This is a genomic window from Asticcacaulis sp. W401b, from assembly GCF_046503825.1.
GTDB lineage: Bacteria > Pseudomonadota > Alphaproteobacteria > Caulobacterales > Caulobacteraceae > Asticcacaulis.
In genome coordinates this window covers 143541-160876 of sequence record NZ_JBKFEE010000004.1, presented here as the reverse complement: position 1 = coordinate 160876, position 17336 = coordinate 143541, and the positions used below count along the sequence as shown (strand labels likewise).

The 17336-nt window shown below is 61.9% G+C and carries 16 protein-coding genes; 10 read left to right on the top strand and 6 right to left on the bottom strand.

Annotated features, from left to right (window positions below; all coding sequences use genetic code 11):
• Positions 1–84 precede the first annotated feature (84 nt).
• The 5 genes from ACK8OE_RS10555 to ACK8OE_RS10535 all read left to right on the top strand — a co-directional run bounded on the left by ACK8OE_RS10555 (position 85) and on the right by ACK8OE_RS10535 (position 3747).
• Positions 85–666, top strand: a complete 582-nt coding sequence (locus ACK8OE_RS10555) for a winged helix-turn-helix transcriptional regulator (protein ID WP_410272501.1) — start codon at positions 85–87, stop codon at positions 664–666.
• Complete coding sequence (locus ACK8OE_RS10550; RefSeq protein WP_410272500.1) at positions 667–1731, top strand: hypothetical protein; 1065 nt, start codon at positions 667–669, stop codon at positions 1729–1731.
• Positions 1710–2435, top strand: coding sequence for an ATP-binding cassette domain-containing protein (locus ACK8OE_RS10545; RefSeq protein ID WP_410272499.1), 726 nt, complete (start codon positions 1710–1712; stop codon positions 2433–2435). The genes ACK8OE_RS10550 and ACK8OE_RS10545 overlap by 22 nt, the downstream gene beginning before the upstream one ends.
• Before the next feature lie 124 nt (positions 2436–2559).
• Positions 2560–3171 (top strand): superoxide dismutase, encoded by a 612-nt coding sequence (locus tag ACK8OE_RS10540; RefSeq protein ID WP_410272498.1) that lies wholly within the window; start codon positions 2560–2562, stop codon positions 3169–3171.
• Positions 3172–3243: 72 nt separating this feature from the next.
• Positions 3244–3747: a CinA family protein gene (locus ACK8OE_RS10535; RefSeq protein ID WP_410272497.1), complete on the top strand. Its 504-nt coding sequence runs from the start codon at positions 3244–3246 to the stop codon at positions 3745–3747.
• Here ACK8OE_RS10535 and ACK8OE_RS10530 read toward each other — a convergent pair.
• Positions 3744–4199, bottom strand: a complete 456-nt coding sequence (locus ACK8OE_RS10530; protein ID WP_410272496.1) for a type II toxin-antitoxin system RatA family toxin — start codon at positions 4197–4199, stop codon at positions 3744–3746. The two genes, ACK8OE_RS10535 and ACK8OE_RS10530, sit on opposite strands and share 4 nt — an antisense overlap.
• 3 nt (positions 4200–4202) lie before the next feature.
• Positions 4203–5180: a lipoyl synthase gene (gene lipA / locus ACK8OE_RS10525; RefSeq protein ID WP_410272495.1), complete on the bottom strand. Its 978-nt coding sequence runs from the start codon at positions 5178–5180 to the stop codon at positions 4203–4205.
• Positions 5181–5317: 137 nt separating this feature from the next.
• On the opposite strand from lipA, the gene ACK8OE_RS10520 reads away from it, so the two are divergent.
• From ACK8OE_RS10520 to ACK8OE_RS10500, 5 genes are all read left to right on the top strand, one after another.
• A complete protein-coding gene (locus tag ACK8OE_RS10520) occupies positions 5318–6244 on the top strand; it encodes an alpha/beta hydrolase (protein WP_410272494.1) in 927 nt (308 codons plus the stop codon).
• Between the two features lie 137 nt (positions 6245–6381).
• Positions 6382–7938 carry an AMP-binding protein gene (locus ACK8OE_RS10515; protein ID WP_410272493.1) on the top strand — a complete coding sequence of 519 codons (1557 nt, stop codon included), beginning with the start codon at positions 6382–6384 and terminating at the stop codon, positions 7936–7938.
• Between the two features lie 32 nt (positions 7939–7970).
• Positions 7971–8384, top strand: a complete 414-nt coding sequence (locus ACK8OE_RS10510; RefSeq protein ID WP_410272492.1) for a hypothetical protein — start codon at positions 7971–7973, stop codon at positions 8382–8384.
• Between the two features lie 63 nt (positions 8385–8447).
• Positions 8448–10523 carry a TonB-dependent receptor family protein gene (locus ACK8OE_RS10505; RefSeq protein WP_410272491.1) on the top strand — a complete coding sequence of 692 codons (2076 nt, stop codon included), beginning with the start codon at positions 8448–8450 and terminating at the stop codon, positions 10521–10523.
• A 1-nt stretch (position 10524) separates the two neighbouring features.
• The gene (locus ACK8OE_RS10500; protein WP_410272490.1) at positions 10525–11856 is read left to right on the top strand and encodes a PepSY-associated TM helix domain-containing protein; all 1332 of its coding nucleotides are present in this window, start codon (positions 10525–10527) and stop codon (positions 11854–11856) included.
• A 241-nt stretch (positions 11857–12097) separates the two neighbouring features.
• Here ACK8OE_RS10500 and lpdA read toward each other — a convergent pair whose 3' ends face one another.
• The 4 genes from lpdA to pdhA form a co-directional block, all read right to left on the bottom strand.
• A complete protein-coding gene (gene lpdA, locus ACK8OE_RS10495) occupies positions 12098–13498 on the bottom strand; it encodes a dihydrolipoyl dehydrogenase (RefSeq protein ID WP_410272489.1) in 1401 nt (466 codons plus the stop codon).
• A 132-nt stretch (positions 13499–13630) separates the two neighbouring features.
• Positions 13631–14899, bottom strand: a complete 1269-nt coding sequence (locus ACK8OE_RS10490) for a pyruvate dehydrogenase complex dihydrolipoamide acetyltransferase (protein ID WP_410272488.1) — start codon at positions 14897–14899, stop codon at positions 13631–13633.
• 12 nt (positions 14900–14911) lie between these two features.
• Positions 14912–16279, bottom strand: coding sequence for a pyruvate dehydrogenase complex E1 component subunit beta (locus ACK8OE_RS10485; RefSeq protein WP_410272487.1), 1368 nt, complete (start codon positions 16277–16279; stop codon positions 14912–14914).
• 6 nt (positions 16280–16285) lie between these two features.
• Positions 16286–17302 (bottom strand): pyruvate dehydrogenase (acetyl-transferring) E1 component subunit alpha, encoded by a 1017-nt coding sequence (gene pdhA, locus ACK8OE_RS10480; protein WP_410272486.1) that lies wholly within the window; start codon positions 17300–17302, stop codon positions 16286–16288.
• Between the last annotated feature and the right edge of the window lie 34 nt (positions 17303–17336).

The following is a 17336-nucleotide window of genomic DNA, read 5'->3' as shown; positions in this document are numbered from 1 at the left end:
AAACGCAATTCAATAAATAATTCACTTGTTATCTGCTATTCATTTTGGCATCCGATTTCAGAACGTCATCGAAAGCCCGCTGCCATGGTCAAAACGGCTCAAGCTCCCGTCAAATCCACCGCGACCTTTGGCCGTCGTCAGGCCCCCAAGCCCGCGCCTAAGGCGGTCAAGGAAACAGCGAAGGACGCCGCGCGCGGCCCACGGTCCAAATGCCCGATCAATCTGCTGCTGGAGGTGGTGGGGGATTCTTGGTCGCTGCTGATTATCCGCGACCTGATGTTCAAGGGGCGTTCGACCTATAAGGCCTTCCTCAATGCCGAGGAAAAGATCGCTACCAATATTCTGGCCGATCGTCTGTCGAAACTGGAAAGCGCCGGGCTGATCTCCAAGGCGACCGACCCGGACGATGCGCGCAAATACATCTATCGCCTGACCGAAAAAGGTGCCGACCTCGCCCCCGTTCTGGTCGAGATGATGCTGTGGTCGAACAAGTACCACATCACCGACACGCCCAAGGATTTTCTGGCCAGCCTGCAAAAGAATAAGTCCGCCTTCACCACGCGCATTGTACGTGATGTGGCAACCGCCTCGCCGGCCAAGCCCGCTACGCCGACGCCCAAGGTCGAACCGAAAGAGGAAACCCTCAACCTATTCGACGGCTTCTGAGTGCAACCGGGCTTTCAGATACTGCTCAGACTGGATCAGGAACGCCTGCTCAGCCGCTGGCGTATCTGGCGGCGGCGTCCCTCGGATATAGTTATGGCGCTCGCCTTGCTGAGCGCATTGCTGTTTGGACTGTTTCAGGCCCTTAGTGCGCAGACCCACGACAATCGTCCCATCTGGGCCTATAGCGCCGCCCTGCTCTTTTTTGCCGCGCGGCAGGTTTACCCCTCGGCGCGGTCCGCCTATGCGCAACGCCTGCTCAGTGGTCCCTTCTTCCCCCTGATTAGTGATCCGCAGGTGCGGCGCGTGTGGTTTGCCGTTCGCACGACAGCTCTCTGCCTGCCCGTTGGGCTTACGCTTCTGGGGTTTCAGGCCGTGTTGGCCCCGCACGATCTGGGCCTGTGGGGTCTGGGGGCGGTGTTGGGGCTGGGAGGCGGGATAGTATCAGCCCTGATGCCGCCGCTATTTGCCGCGGAAGCCTCGACGCGCACGGCCCCCTTGCCCTTCTCGGCTCTGGCTCCGCTGTGGTGCCGTCTGCGCCACAAACGGTTGTGGCTGCCCTGCGCCCTCCTGATCATCGGGATACCGCTGGCGACGCATCTGGCGCTCTCCAACAACCCGGAACCCCAGACAGGCCTCGGCCTGTTCGGCATTGGCTCTGCGCTTCTGGCCGTTCTGCTCTGTCCGGTCTCCGGCGAACTGACGCAATTTATGCGCTGGCAGCCCGGGTCATTGGCCCGCACCCTCACGCAAACCGCCCTTGCCCCCTTCGCCCTGTGGCTGGGCCTCAGCCTGCTTAGCCTGCTGATCAGCGGCGCGCCGCTGAAAGAGGGGGTACTGATCCTTCTGGCGCTGGGGGCCGTGGCCGGGCTGCTTATTCTGTGGGCGTTTCTGACCCGATTCAGCCATAAACCCGCGACGGCGGACTGGGTATTGGGGATTGATCTGGCGGTTGCGGCCCTGCTGGCCTTGCTGGCCCTGCCGGCGGCCCTGTTGTGGCTGGCTATGCGTCTGATCCTCTTGATGCGGCGTGTAAGGAGAGAGAGATGGCGGCCCAGCCTGCCCTGAGATGCGAAGACCTGTGCGTCGATATTGCCGGAAAGCGCATCGTGACATCGGTGTCGCTCAGCCTCGCGCCCGGACAATGGTACGGTATTCTGGGCGTGAACGGCTCCGGCAAGACCACCCTGCTCAACAGCCTGTGCGGGCGATTGCCGGTGGCGCAGGGCCGTCTCTGGCTTGCGGATGAGGAGGTCACCGCCACGCCGCAACGTCGCGCGGCCCTGTGGGGCTATGCGCCGCCACCCGACAGCCTGCCGCCCGAACTGACGCCGCAGGTGCTGCTGGCGCTGGTGGCCGAAAGCCGTCAGGCTCAGGTGCCTAACGACCCGGCCCTGCTCGAAGCGCTCGATTACAACGCCTTGCGCCATAAAATGATCGGCACCCTGTCGGCGGGTCAGAAGCAGAAAATCGCCCTGATGTGCGCCTTTGTGGGTGAGCCCGCGGGGATCATTCTGGATGAGCCCTTCAACTGGCTCGACCCGCTGGCCATCTATGCCCTCAAGACCTGCCTGACCCAGCGCGCCCGTGAAGGGGCCCTCATCCTGACGGCCCTGCACGATGTCAGCAGCTTCATGACGCGCTGCGATGCCGGTGTGCTGCTGGCCGACGGCGAAATAAAGCGAGGCTTTTCAAGCGATGACCTGAGCGAAGGGCGCAAGGACATAGCAGCGTTCGAACACACACTGTATGCCAGCCTGTGTCCGGCTTAACCCCTAAAATTATAAGGCTAATTTTGAGAATTATTCTCACCGAAAATTGCCTTGAAAAGCGATTCCCGGCCCCATATATCGACTCTGGTTCTTTTCTATTCATTTCAAACCTGCCGAGGATGTCATGGCCTTCGAACTTCCCGCTCTGCCCTATCCGACCGACGCGCTTGAGCCGCACATGTCGGCCAATACCTTCAGCTTCCACCACGCCAAGCACCACAAGGCCTATGTGGACAATCTGAACAAGCTGATCGACGGCACCGAGTTCGCGGACAAGTCGCTGGTCGAGATCGTCAAGGCCTCGGAAGGCACTAACCCCGGCGTGTTCAACAACGCCGCTCAGGTGTGGAACCACACCTTCTTCTGGCACTCGATGAAGCCGAACGGCGGCGGTCAGCCGACGGGCGCCATCGCTGACAAGATCAATGCCGATTTCGGCTCGTTTGACGCCTTTGTCGAAGCCTTCAAGACCGCCGGTGCGACGCAGTTCGGTTCGGGCTGGGCGTGGCTGGTGCTGGGGCAGGACGGCAAGCTGAAGACCGTGAAGACCGGCAATGCCGAAACGCCGTTCACCAAGGGCGACAAGCCGATCCTGACGCTCGACGTGTGGGAACACGCCTACTATCTCGACTATCAGAACCTGCGTCCGAAGTTCATCGAAACCTACCTCACCTCGCTGGTGAACTGGGACTTCGCCAACAGCAATCTGGACGCCCCGCTGCATCCGGGCGTGTAATTTCAGCCCTATTGGTTAGATTACGGGGTGTGGGGTCTATGACCCCACGCCTTTTCTTTTGGGAGCTTCTCCATGGACGCCTCTGATCTGGCGACGAACATTCTCGCCCTGGCGCGCGCGCAGGGGCGCACACTGACGACGGCCGAAAGCTGCACGGGCGGGCTGATCGCCGCGGCCCTGACTCGCATTTCGGGCGCGTCCGAGGCGTTTCACGAAGGCTATGTCACCTATTCCAACGCAGCTAAGACGAAGCTTCTGGGCGTATCAGAGACGGTGCTGGCCGAACACGGCGCGGTCAGCCTGCCCGTGGCGCACGCCATGGCCGAAGGGGCGCTGACCTCGGCCGGGGCCGATCTGGCCCTGAGCGTGACGGGGATCGCCGGGCCGAGCGGCGGTTCCGCTGAAAAACCCGTCGGCATGGTCTGTTTCGGGCTGGCCTTCCGGCTGCCCGATGGCGAGGTCCGGTCTCAGGCCAATGTGCATGTGTTTGAGAATCTGGGCCGCGACTATATCCGCGAACAGTCGGTCATGTACGCCCTGCACTGGGCGCTGGAGCATCTGAAGGCCGAAGCCTAAATCTTGTTGCCATAAAGCTGCTTGGCGCGGGCCTCGAACACGCTCATCAGGCGGCTGACGGCGAGATTGAGATTGGCCTTCAGCATGGCATTAAGGATGGGATTTTTGAAATCCATATCCATGTCGAAATCGACGCGCGTACCGCCCTCAATTTCGGTAAAATGCCAGTGGCCGTTCAGCTTACGCAACGGCCCGCGCAGCAGGCCCATATGCAGGCTGAGGTCATCGGCGCGACGGGTGACGCGCGTCGAAAAGCGCTCGGACAGCATCTTGTAGCCCACCGACACGTCGGCATCGAACATATGCACCCCATCCGAGGGGGAGGAGGCATTGTAGGCACGCAGAGAGGTAATCCACGGAATAAACTCCGGATACCGCTTCACATCGCTGACCATGTCCCACAGGTCCGACGCCGCGTAGGGCAGGACGCGCTCAAGGTGAAACTGCGCCACGTCTCAGGCCCGCTTACCCGCCAGTTGCGCGTCACGCGCCGCGCGCAGACGCTCGAAATCTTCGCCCGCATGGTGAGATGAGCGCGTAAGCGGCGAAGACGACACCATCAGGAAGCCCTTGGCACGCGCGATCGATTCATAGGCTTTGAATTCATCCGGCGTGACGAAGCGGTCGATGGCGGCGTGCTTGCGCGTCGGCTGAAGATACTGGCCGATGGTGATGAAATCGACGCCGGCAGAACGCATATCGTCCATCACCTGCATCACCTCTTCCTTGGTTTCCCCAAGGCCGACCATGATGCCGGACTTGGTGAACTGCGAAGGGTCGCGTTCCTTGACGCGCTCCAGCAGGCGAAGCGAATGGTAATAGCGTGCGCCGGGGCGGATCTTCAGATAGTTGCGCGGCACGGTTTCGAGATTGTGATTGAAGACGTCCGGCTTGGCGTCGATGACGATTTCCGCCGCCCCGTCCTTACGCAGGAAGTCCGGCGTCAGGATTTCGACGGTGGTTTTCGGCGATTGTTGGCGAATCTGACGGATCACCTCAGCGAAGTGTTCCGCCCCGCCATCGGCCAGATCGTCACGGTCCACCGAGGTGATGACGACGTGTGCCAGGCCCATCCTGGCCACGGTCATGCCCACGCGGTTCGGCTCATCGGCATCGAGAGGCTGCGGCAGGCCGGTCTTGACGTTACAGAAGGCGCAGGCCCGCGTGCAGGTGTCGCCCATGATCATCAGGGTGGCGTGGTTCTTGGTCCAGCACTCACCGATATTGGGGCAGGCGGCCTCTTCGCACACTGTCACCAGCTTGGCGTCGCGCACGGTCTGGCGCGTCGCATTATAGCCTTCGGAGCCCGGCGCCTTGACGCGCAACCAGTCCGGCTTTTTCAGAATCGGGGTGTCCGGACGATTCTGCTTTTCAGGATGGCGCAGGTCAGGCTTGGAAACCGAGGCGTCGAGCCGGTTGATCAGGGTAACCATGGGGACACTTTAATGAGGAAACAGTCTGTCCCTAATTGGGCTTTTTGCCCGCCATTATCAAGCCAAAAGGCCTTGTCCCTTATAACATAGGGTAACAGGGGATGGCCGAACAGTGGAATCTGGCCTAAGCTGAGCCCATGCTCATCCTCCGTCCGCTGTCGCCTTCCCTGTCCCGCCGCCGGTTACTGGCCGGTGCGGCGGCCGGCATAGGCGCTACGCTGGCGGGCTGTACGCGCAGTGACGGTCCCGACCAGACGGGTATTGCCTTTACCGACTCGCAGATCCCGCCCGGCCTGTCGCCCGACGCCTATCCGCCCGCCGGGTTCGTGTGGAGCGGTTTCAAATTCGCCACCCTGCCCGAGGCGCGTTACGGCGTCGCCGCCCCACCGCTCAATCCGCGTGGGCATCTGCTGATACTGGCCGATGCCCGCTATCCCGCCGAAGTCTATTTCGGACTGGCGCAACAGGCGGTGTTGAATAAGCTGAGCGTATGGCTTTTCGAAGCGCCGGGTCAGGGCGGATCAGGCAAGTATCTATTGCAAAATCAGGATATTGTCCTGCCCGACTTCAGACACCCCATTAAGGCCGCTGAGGCTTTCGTGACCGAGGTCATTCGCCCTTTGCCCGCCAAACCCCTCTATCTGTTCGGGCACGGGTCGGGGGCGCTAACGGCGCTGGCTATGGATGCGCGCAACTGGCCGCTGCGCGGCGTGCTGGCCTATGCGCCGTGGGACGCCTCGCAGTCAGCCTCACCCGCCGAATGGCACCGCGAAGACGAACCCGCCGATGCCTGGGGCAAGGTGGCGCATCGCTGGCGCATGGCCAATCCCGATCTGCGTCGCGTGCACCTGAGTGAGGGTTGGATCAAGCAGATGGGCGAGGCACGCCGGGCACTCGGCGGCTTCCGGCTGGAGCTGGGCCGCGCCTCCGCTCCTGTGGTTGTGGCCGGGACAGGCGATCTTAAGGCGCTGTGTGGCGGGCGCACTACCTGCGAGGTGAAACCCGTTGCCCGTGAAGAGGAGTTAGGTCCCGTTTTTGAGACCTTTCTAAGCCTTGGCACCTGACATAACAGCCACCTCTCAATTATTTGAACAATGTTCAATTGACTTGTGGCCCAGAGGCTCATAGGGTGTAACCAGAATTGATCGGCAGCCGCAGCGTAATGACGGCCCTTCAAGCCGGTTAAAGGGAGTGATCGCGCATGGTGCGCCCTTTTGATGTCGAAGCCGAAACGAAATCCCTGTTCGACGCGCTTCTCGACGCCGCAGACAAACATGGCAAGTCCAAGCTCATTATCGAGGATCAGGACCGCCAGCCTTCGGACTATAACGAATTTATCCTGCGCACCTTCGTGCTGGCGCGCCTGTTTGACAAGGCGCTGAAGAAGGAAACGCGCATCGGTCTGATGCTGCCGACCTCATTGGGCGGGGCTCTCAGCTTCTTTGCCCTGCACGCCCACGGGCGCACGCCGGTAATGATCAACTTCACCGCCGGGCCAGCCAATATCAAGACGGGCTGCCTGACCGCCAAGGTCAAGACGGTGATTACCTCAAAGCGCTTCGTGCAGCAGGCCAAGCTGGAGGACCTGGTTGAGGCCATGGGGCATTTCGTCCGCATCCTCTATCTCGAAGATTTGCGTAAATCGCTGACTCTGCCGGACAAACTGTACGGACTGGCGGCCTCCAAACTGCCGCGCCGTTTCGCGCACAAGGCCAAGCCCTCTGACATCGGCGTCATCCTGTTCACGTCGGGCAGCTTTGGTACGCCGCGCGGCGTGGTGCTCACTCAGGCCAATCTGGTGCTCAACTGCGCCCAGATCGCCGCCCATATCGAGCTGAAGCCGGAATGGGTGTGCTTCAACCCCATGCCGATCTTCCATTCGCTGGGCCTGACCGGCGGCCTGATCCTGCCGCTGTTGCAGGGGATGCGCAGCTTTCAGTACCCGTCGCCGCTGCACGTCAAGCAGATCCCCGGCCTGCTCAAGGAAACGAAAGCGTCGCTGTTGTTTTCGACCGATACCTTCCTCAATCAGTACGCCCGTCAGGCGCAGCCGGACGATTTTGCGACCCTCGCCTTCGTGGTCTGCGGGGCGGAAAAGGTGCGCGACGAAACGCACAAGCTGTTCAGCGAACAGTACGGCCTGACCGTTATCGAAGGTTATGGCGTCACCGAAACCTCGCCGGTTCTGGCGGTCAATCTGCCGACCGACAATCATTACGGCACGGTGGGCCGCGCCCTGCCCGGTATGCAACTGCGCCTTGAGGTGGTCGAAGGCATCCCCGAAGGCGGACGCCTGCACGTCAAGGGGCCGAACGTCATGGCCGGTTATATCAATCTCGAAACCCCCGACATCATCGAAGCGCCAAAGGACGGCTGGCACGACACCGGCGATATTGTGTCGATCGACCGCCACGGCTGCATCCGCATCCTTGGCCGCGCCAAGCGCTTCGCCAAGATCGCCGGTGAGATGGTGTCGCTGACCGCCGTTGAGCGGCTGGCCGAAGAGGTGTGGCCGGACCATCGTCACGCCGTCGTGTCGCTGGCCGACGACAAGAAGGGCGAGCGTCTGGTGCTCCTGACCGATCATGCGGCGGCGGACCTGTCCACCCTGTCGGATCAGGCGAAGGAGAAGGGTGTCCCGGCGCTGGCCATCCCCAAAAAGCTGGTCAAGGTCGAGTCGATCCCCGTCCTCGGTTCGGGCAAGACGGACTATGTCACCCTGCAAAAGCTGGCAGAGGTGGTGGCCAACGCCGCTTGACAGCCGACACACGCCAGGGTTAAGGCGGAAACATGGCCATAGCCCGCCCCCCCTCTCACGGCACACAGGCCGGAAGCGAAACCCGCTCCTGGACGCTGATCGCCGTGGTCATGGGCCTGCTGGTTCAGGTGCTGTTTCCGCCGCACCTTCTGGCGGCATCGCGCGACGGGTCTGGCTTTGTCCTGTGTAACAGCCCGGTGCCGGTGGTCGATACGACCCTCAGTCAGGCCGTCGCCAAGGACAAGGCTGAAAAGGCCACTCAGGGCCTCAAATGCGCCGATTGCGTGCTGGCGGGCCTGACCGGCCTGCCGCAGCCCGATCTCATCGTCGCACCCGTTGTCTATACGCAAAGCCTTGCGCCTCTGACGCCTGCCTCGGATGTGGCGCAACCCAAGGCCCGCGCCCCGCCGCGTCCACATTCCTGCGGCCCCCCACACCTCATCTGATCGCTTTTCCGCTCAGCGTGCGTCACGCGCGCTGATACGTCGTGCTTTCAGACAGGTTATTTCATGAAAACCCGTATATTCGCGCTGTGCCTCAGCGCTTCCGGCCTCGCCCTGTGCGCCGCCCTGCCCGCCTTTGCCGCCCCCATCGCTTCCGACGCGGATGATATCCCCACCGTCATCGTCACAGGCCGCCTCAATCCGGAAGACCCGTCCGCCGTGCGCGACACCCGCGCCAAATTGTCGCGGACACCGGGGGCTGTGTCCGTGGTTGCCTCCGAAACCTACAGCAACAGCTATGCGATCGGGATGTACGACACGCTGAAAAACGTCTCCGGCGTGTTCGCGCAAAAGAAGTTCGGCGAAGACAGCCGCTTCTCTATTCGCGGCTCCGGCATTGGTAATTCCTCACACAATCGCGGGTCGTGGCTGTCCATCGACGGCGTACCCGTCAATCAGGCCGACGGTTCCGGCGATTATCAGGAGATCGACCCGCTGTCGGCGCGCTATATCGAAGTCTATAAGGGCGGCAATGCCCTGCGCTTCGGCGGCGCGCAACTGGGCGGCGCGGTCAACTACGTCACGACCAGCGGCCGCAATGCCGGTTATCGCACACTGGTGCGACTGGAAGGCGGCAGTTTCGGGACCACACGCGGACAGGTCGCCTATGCCGATGTCATCGGCGATTACGACCTCTATGTCTCGGCCAGCACCGTCCATGCCGACGGCTGGCGCGACAATTCCGAACAGAATGGCAAGCGCGTGACGCTGAATATCGGTCGCCGCTTCGGTGAAGGCCGCTCGCTGCGCTTCATTTTTCAGGGCAATGACCTCGATCAGCGCATTGCCGGGGCTCTGACTCTGCAACAGGCCCTGACGACGCCCAAGGTGACGACTGCCGCCAACTATCCGCTGCTGCGCTACGGCCGCAACGTCAAATCCGCGCGCAGCACGGTGCAGGGCGACTGGCAGATCAACGACAACTGGCGCGTCGAAGGCGGCGTCTATGCCGCGTGGAAGCAGCTCATCCACCCCATCTCCATCTATATTGACCAGCAATATCAGAACTATGGCGCCTTTGCCCGCCTCGATGGGCAAGGCACCGTAGGCAGCAAGCGCTACGACGTCTTTGCCGGGGTCAATTACCGAAGCGGCAATATCGACGCCCATACCTTTGCCAATAGCAATGGCCTGCCCGGAACACTGTCCGGTAACGCGGTGCAGAACGCCCAGAGCTGGGACGTGTTCGCAGAGGGCCGCCTGTTCGTCACGGAGCAACTGGCCCTGATCGCCGGCGGTTCCTATGGCTGGACCCGCCGCGACTATGTCAACTATCTCAATACGGCGAACAATGCCGATAAGGATTTCGACTGGTTTGCGCCGCGCGTCGGGCTTCTGTGGCAAAACGCCAGCGGTCAGCAGGTGTTTGCCAATATCACCAAATCGGTCGAAGCCCCGACCTATGGCGCTCTGGTGCAGACGCCCCTGCCGCAGTTCACCAGCGTGCGGCCGCAGGAAGCCGTGACGGCGGAAATCGGCACGCGCGGCCGCTCACAACACCTGACCTGGGATGTGGCGCTGTATCGGGCCGAAATCGACGGTGAGATGCTCAACTTCATCGTGTCGCCCGACATTCCCGCCGCCACCTTCAACGCCCAGAACACGATCCATCAGGGGCTCGAAGCCGCGCTCGACTGGCGCATCGGCAGCATCGGCAACTGGGCCGTCATGGCGCGTCAGACCTATACCTGGTCGGATTTCAAGTTCGATAATGACAAGACCTATGGCAATGCCCGCCTGCCCATCATCCCCGAACACTATTACCGCGGCGAACTGGCCTTCAGTTCAAAGAGCGGCTGGCGTATCGCGCCGTCGGTGGAATGGACGCCGTCGGATGTGTGGGTCGATTACGCCAATACGCAGACATCACCGGGCTTCACCGTGTGGAACCTGTCGGCCTCCAAAAAGGTCAATGACGGGCTGGAAGTCTTCGTCGAAGGGCGCAATCTGGACGACACGCGCTATGTGTCGAGCGTCACGGCGGTGACCGACTTCACCAAGGTCGCGGCCAGTTCGCGCTCGGCCTTCTGGCCCGGCGAAGGGCGTGCCGTGTTCATCGGCCTCAAGCTGACGGGGCAGTAGCATGACCAAGGCGGCGAACGACACGGTTCGCCGCCAGATTATCGACTACCGGATGATCTGGCGGTGGCACTTCTATGCGGGGCTGGTGTGCATCCCCTTCATCGTGATCCTGTCCCTGACGGGGCCGATCTATCTGTTCAAGCCCCAGATCGAGGCGGCCATCGACCGCCCCTATGATCAGGTGGGCCGGGCGGGGCGGGTCCAGCCCCTGTCTGTGCAGGTCGAAGGCGCACTGGCGGCCTTTCCCAACGCGCAGTTTCAGTCGGTCGAAGTCCGGCCGGATGTGACCGACGCGGCGCGCGTCACGCTGAGCGAAAATGGCGAACGGCTGCGCGTCTATGTGCACCCGGAAACCCTGACCGTGCTGAAATCCGCGCCCGAAGAGGCGCGGTTTATGAATGTGGTCAAAACCATCCACGGCGAGTTGTTTGCCGGGCTTTTCGGCACCCTGCTGGTCGAAACGGCATCGTGCTGGGCCATAGTGATGATCATTACCGGCCTATATCTGTGGTGGCCGCGGGGCACAAAGGGTCTGGCCGGAGTTCTGTGGCCGCGCCTTGAGGCCAAACTGTTCTGGCGCGATCTGCACGCGGTGACGGGTCTGTGGGTGTCGTTTTTTGCGCTCTGCCTGCTGCTGACCGGCCTGCCGTGGACGACCGTCTGGGGGGCCGGGTTCAAGGTGGTGCGTCAGGCGGTGATCGCTCAGTCGTCAAAACCCGACTGGTCCACCAGCCGCGCCGCGGACAAGGCCGGCGAGCACGCAGGCCACGGCCATGGGGGCGCGCAAACCGGAGGCGCGGTCGATTTGACGCTTCTGGACCATATGGCGGGCGAATTGCGCGCCGCAGACCTGCCGCCGCCGGTCGTATTGATGGCGCCGGCCAAGGGCAAGCCGTGGCAGGGCGTCTCCCAGACCCAGAACCGGCCCAAGGGCGTCACCGTCACCTTTGATCACATGGGTGATGTGGCGCAGATCAAGACCTTTGGCGATAAGCCGCTGATCGACCGCGTGTTCGGTATAGGCATTGCCCTGCACGAAGGCCAGTTGTTCGGCGCGTTCAATCAGGCGCTGGGCGTGCTGACGGCGGCGGGTCTGCTGACGTTGTGCGTTTCGGCGGTGATGATGTGGTGGCGACGGCGACCGGACAAGGTGACACTGGGCGCACCCAGCCGCCTGCCCGACGAACGTCTCGGCACGGGGCTGGGCCTGCTGATACTGGGCCTCGCTCTGTTCCTGCCGATGATGGGGCTGTGCCTGATCCTTGTGGCCCTGATCGAGCGATGGGTGCTGCGGCGTATTCCCCCTGTCAGCGATTGGCTGGGCCTGACATGATTGGATTTTCAGGCAAATTCGGACAGAAAATTAAATTGCAAATTACAATTTATATTTTAATTGTGAATCGAAAGTGTTTGTTTGCACTCTCGACTCAAAGCAAAAGCCGCTGCGTCTTGCGCAGCGGCTTTTGAATAAGAAAAACCACGGATGGACACGGATATGGCCGCTGCGCGGCCATGAACACGGATATCTGTGTCGCCGCCGAAGGCGGCATCCGTGCCTTATCCGTGGTTAGATCTTATAAATTGATCATACGACCGTCGGCGTCCAGAGAGGCCTCCAGAATCGCCTCCGACATGGTCGGGTGCGGGAAGACGGTCCCTTGCAGGTCCTCTTCCGTCGCTTCCATGGTGATGGCCAGACAGAAGCCCTGCACCATTTCCGTGACATTGGCCCCGATCAGGTGGGCCCCCAGAAGCGCGCCGGTCTTCTTGTCGAAGATGACCTTGACGAAACCACCCGGCTCACCGGCAGCAATCGCCTTGCCGTTGGCTTTGAAGGGGAAGCGGCCGATCTTGACGTCCAGACCCTTTTCCTTCGCGCCCTGCTCGGTGATACCGACCGAGGCGACTTCCGGCGTGGCGTAGGTGCAGCCCGGAATCGGCGGATTGAGGTTCGACAGCTTCTTGCCGGCCATGTAGTCGGCCGCGTGGACGGCTTCGTGCGAAGCCTTGTGCGCCAGCCAGGGCGGCCCGGCGCAGTCGCCGATGGCGTAGAGGCCCTTCACATTGGTCTTGCCGTGGCTGTCATTCTTGATGTGACCGCGGTCCATCTCAACGCCCAGCTTTTCCAGTCCGAGGTTTTCGGTATTGGCCACGATGCCGACAGCCACGATGCAGCCTTCGGCCTCCAGCGTTTCGGCCTTGCCGCCGACCTCGACCGACACCTTGACACCCGCCGCGGTCTTTTCGACCTTGGTCACCTTGGCCCCCAGACGGAACTTAAAGCCGCGCTTTTCAAAGGCCTTCTGAGCCTCAGCGGAGACTTCCTTGTCCTCGACCGGCAGGATGCGGTCCATGGCCTCGACCACGGTCACATCGGCGCCCAGCGAGCGGTAGAAGGAGGCGAACTCGATGCCGATAGCGCCCGAACCGATCACCACCAGCGACTTCGGCATAGCCTTGGGCGTCAGGGCGTTACGATAGGTCCAGATACGCTCGCCGTCCGAAACCGCGCCGATGGCCGGGATCTCGCGGGCGCGCGCCCCGACCGCCAGCATGACGTTCCTGGCTTCGACAACCTGCTCGCCACCCTTGTTCAGCTTAACGCGCACCTTGGGCGCGTCCTTACCGGGTTCCAGCGTGGCGAAGCCCTCGATCACGTCGATCTTGTTCTTCTTCATCAGGTAGCCGACGCCGCCATTGAGCTGCTTGGCGACGGCGCGCGAGCGGGCGATGACCTTTTCGAAGTCGAAGCCCGGCTTTTCGCCGGTCAGACCGTAATCACCGAGGTGATTGATCTTGTCGAACACCTCGGCCGACTTGAGCAGCGCCTTGGTCGGGATACAGCCCCAGTTGAGGCAGATGCCGCCCAGCAGTTCACGCTCGACGATGGCGACCTTCAGGCCGTTCTGAGAGGCGCGGATGGCCCCTTCGTAACCGCCGGGACCGGAGCCGATAACAACCAGATCATAAGACATTTCAATAACCTGCGATTTCTCCGACACCCGATGAGTGACTCATCGGGTGTCGGCAAGGGCAATCGCCCGCCGCCGCTTTTGCGGCGAGCCATGCGGCGTTTGAGCTGAAAACCATGCGTGACATCAAAGATGTTACGCCAACATTTTAATCGGGTCTTCGAGAAGGCCCTTCAATGCGGTAATGTACTTGGCACCGACCGACCCATCGACCACGCGGTGATCGCAGGTCAGGGTGACGGTCATGACGGTGGCGACCGCCAGTTGGCCGTTCTTGACGACCGGGCGTTGTTCACCGGCACCGACCGATAGGATGCAGCCCTGCGGTTCGTTGATGATGGAGGCGAACTGCTTGATGCCGAACATGCCGAGGTTGGACACCGAGAAGGTGCCGCCCTGGAATTCTTCGGGCTTCAGCTTCATATCGCGGGCGCGCGCCGCCAGATCCTTGGTTTCCTTGGCGATCTGGGCCAGAGACTTGGTCTCGGCCTTGCGGATAATCGGGGTGATCAGGCCACCGTCGATAGCCACGGCCATAGCGATATCGGCATTGTGGTGCATCGCAATGCCTTCGGGGGTGAAAGAGGCATTGGCTTCCGGCACCTGCTTGAGCGCCAGCGCCACCGCCTTGATGACGATATCGTTCACCGAGACCTTGATACCTTGCGATTCCAGCGCCGTATTGATCTTGGTACGCGCCGCCAGCAGGTTGTCGAGTTCGATATCGACGGTCAGCGGGAAGTGCGGGATGTCGCGGAAAGATTCGGTCAGGCGACGGGCGATGACCTTGCGCATATTGTTGAGCGGGACGAGATCGTAAGACCCCGCCGGAATGCCCAGTTGCTCAAGGGTCTGCACCTTGCGCGGCTCAGCCGCTGCGGTGGTCGCCGCCGGGGCAGAACCGGCCTTGCCGGTGCCCGAAGCCAGAGCGGCTTCGATATCGCGCTTGATGATACGGCCGTGCGGGCCGGTGCCTTTCAGCAGCTTGAGATCGAGCTTGTTGATCTCGGCCAGACGACGCGCCAGAGGCGAAGCCGCCACGCGCGCCCCACCCGAAGCGGCCGGGGCTGCGACGGGGGTGGCCACAGGAGCCGGAGCCGCGGCGGGCTTCGGCGCTTCGGCGGCTTTCGGGGCCTCAGCCTTGGGCGCGGGAGCGGCCGAACCGCCTTCACCCGCCAGACGAGCGATGGGCGTATTGACCTTCACGCCTTCGGTCCCGGCTTCGATCAGGATGGCCTCAACCACGCCCTCATCGACGGCTTCGACTTCCATCGTCGCCTTGTCGGTTTCGATTTCGGCGATCACGTCACCGGCGGAGACAGTGTCCCCGACCTTGACGTGCCACTTGGCCAGAATGCCCTCTTCCATGGTGGGCGAGAGCGCCGGCATCAGAATATCGGTCATGTGTGGCCCCTCTTACTTGTACGAGACTTGCTTGACCGCGGCGATGATCTTCTCAACGCTGGGGACGGTCAGGGCTTCGAGGTTGGCAGCGTAAGGCATCGGCACGTCTTCCTGATGCACGCGGGCGGGCGGCGCATCCAGATCGTCGAAGGCTTCGGCGGTGACGCGGGCGGCGACTTCGGCTCCGATACCGCAGGGGCCCCAGCCTTCTTCGACGGTGACCAGACGGTTGGTCTTCTTCACCGAAGCGACGACCGTGTCGGTATCCAGCGGACGAAGCGTGCGCAGGTTGACGACTTCGGCGTCAATACCCTCTTCGGCCAGCTTCTCAGCCGCCTTGAGCGCAAAACCGACCATACGCGAGTGGGCGACGATGGTGACATCCTTGCCCTCTTTCTGGATCTTGGCCTTGCCGATGGGCAGGACGAAATCCTCAACATCCGGGATTTCAAACTCATTGCCGTACATCATCTCGTGTTCGAGGAAGACGATGGGGTTCGGATCGCGGATAGCGGCCTTCATCAGGCCCTTGGCGTCGGCGGCGTCGTAAGGCGCAATGACCTTCAGGCCTGGAACGTTGGCGTACCACGCCGAATAGTCCTGAGAGTGCTGGGCGGCGACGCGGGCCGCGGCACCGTTAGGGCCACGGAAAACGATCGACGACTTAATCTGACCGCCCGACATGTACAGAGTCTTGGCCGACGAGTTCAGGATGTGGTCGATGGCCTGCATGGCGAAGTTGAAGGTCATGAACTCGATGATCGGCTTAAGACCGGCCATGGCCGCCCCCGAACCGATACCGGCAAAGCCCATTTCGGTGATCGGCGTGTCGATAACGCGGCGGTCGCCGAACTCTTCGAGCAGGCCGCGCGAGACCTTATACGCGCCCTGATACTGGGCGACTTCCTCACCCATCAGGAAGACGCGGTCGTCGCGGCGCATTTCTTCGGCCATGGCGTCACGCAGCGCGTCGCGCACGGTGATCTTGACCATCGGGGTGCCTTCCGGGAATTCCGGATCGCTTTGCGGCTTAACCTGCGGCGCGACTGCCGAGGCGACCACAGCCGTCTTTTCGCCGCCTTCCTGAGCGGCGGTTTCGCCACCGGTGTTTTCCGCCGACTTGACCGGCGCCGGGGCCGATGCGCCACCGGCCAGACGCGCGATCGGCGTATTGACCTTCACGCCTTCGGTGCCGGCTTCGATCAGGATGGCCTCGACCACGCCTTCATCGACGGCTTCGACTTCCATCGTCGCCTTGTCGGTTTCGATTTCGGCGATCACCTGACCGGCGGAAATCTCGTCACCGGCCTTGATGTGCCACTTGGAAAGGGTGCCCTCCTCCATGGTCGGAGAGAGAGCGGGCATAAGAATGTCGGTCATCTGGGATCAGGCCTCAAGATAAACGTCGGTGTACAGTTCGGACGGATCGGGTTCGGGGCTGGTCTGAGCGAACTCGACGGCCTCCATAACGATCGCCTTGATTTCATTGTCGATGGCCTTGATTTCGGCCTCTTCGACACCCGACTGCTCCAGCATCGTCTTGATGTGGTCGATCGGGTCGCGGGTCGTCTTGACCTCATCGACCTCTTCCTTGCTGCGGTACTTGGCCGGGTCGGACATGGAGTGACCGCGATAGCGATACGTCTTCATTTCCAGAATGTACGGACCCTTGCCCGAACGGGCGTATTCGGCCGCGCGCTCAGCGGCTTCCTTCACCGCGAACACGTCCATGCCGTCCACGGTTTCGCCGGGGATGCCGAACGACGCACCGCGCTGCGACAGATTGGTCGTCGCCGAGGCGCGGGCCAGAGCCGTGCCCATGGCGTATTCGTTGTTTTCAATCACATAGACGACCGGCAGGTTCCACAGCTTCGCCATGTTGAAGCTTTCATAGACCTGACCCTGGTTGGCCGCGCCGTCACCGAAATAGGTGAAGGAGACATTGCCATTGTTGCGGTACCAGTCGGCAAAGGCCAGACCCGTCCCCAGCGACACCTGAGCGCCGACGATGCCGTGACCGCCGAAGAAGCCGGTTTCGATGTCGAACATGTGCATCGACCCGCCCTTACCCTTCGACGAGCCGCCGATGCGGCCGGTCAGTTCGGCCATAACGGCCTTGGGGTCCATACCGGCGGCCAGCATGTGGCCGTGGTCGCGGTAACCGGTGATGACCTGATCGCCGTCGATAGAGGCGGCCTCCATGCCCACAGCGACGGCTTCCTGACCGATGTACAGGTGGCAGAAGCCCCCGATCAGACCCATGCCGTAGAGCTGACCCGCACGCTCTTCGAAGCGGCGGATGAGAACCATCTCACGGTAATATTTCAGGAGTTCGTCTTTGGAGACATTGCGTTTGGCGGAACCCGTCGTTCCGGTGTCAGTGGCCTTGGCGGCGCGCGCCATGGAAACCTCCCTGGGGTTAATCGTGCCACTCGCG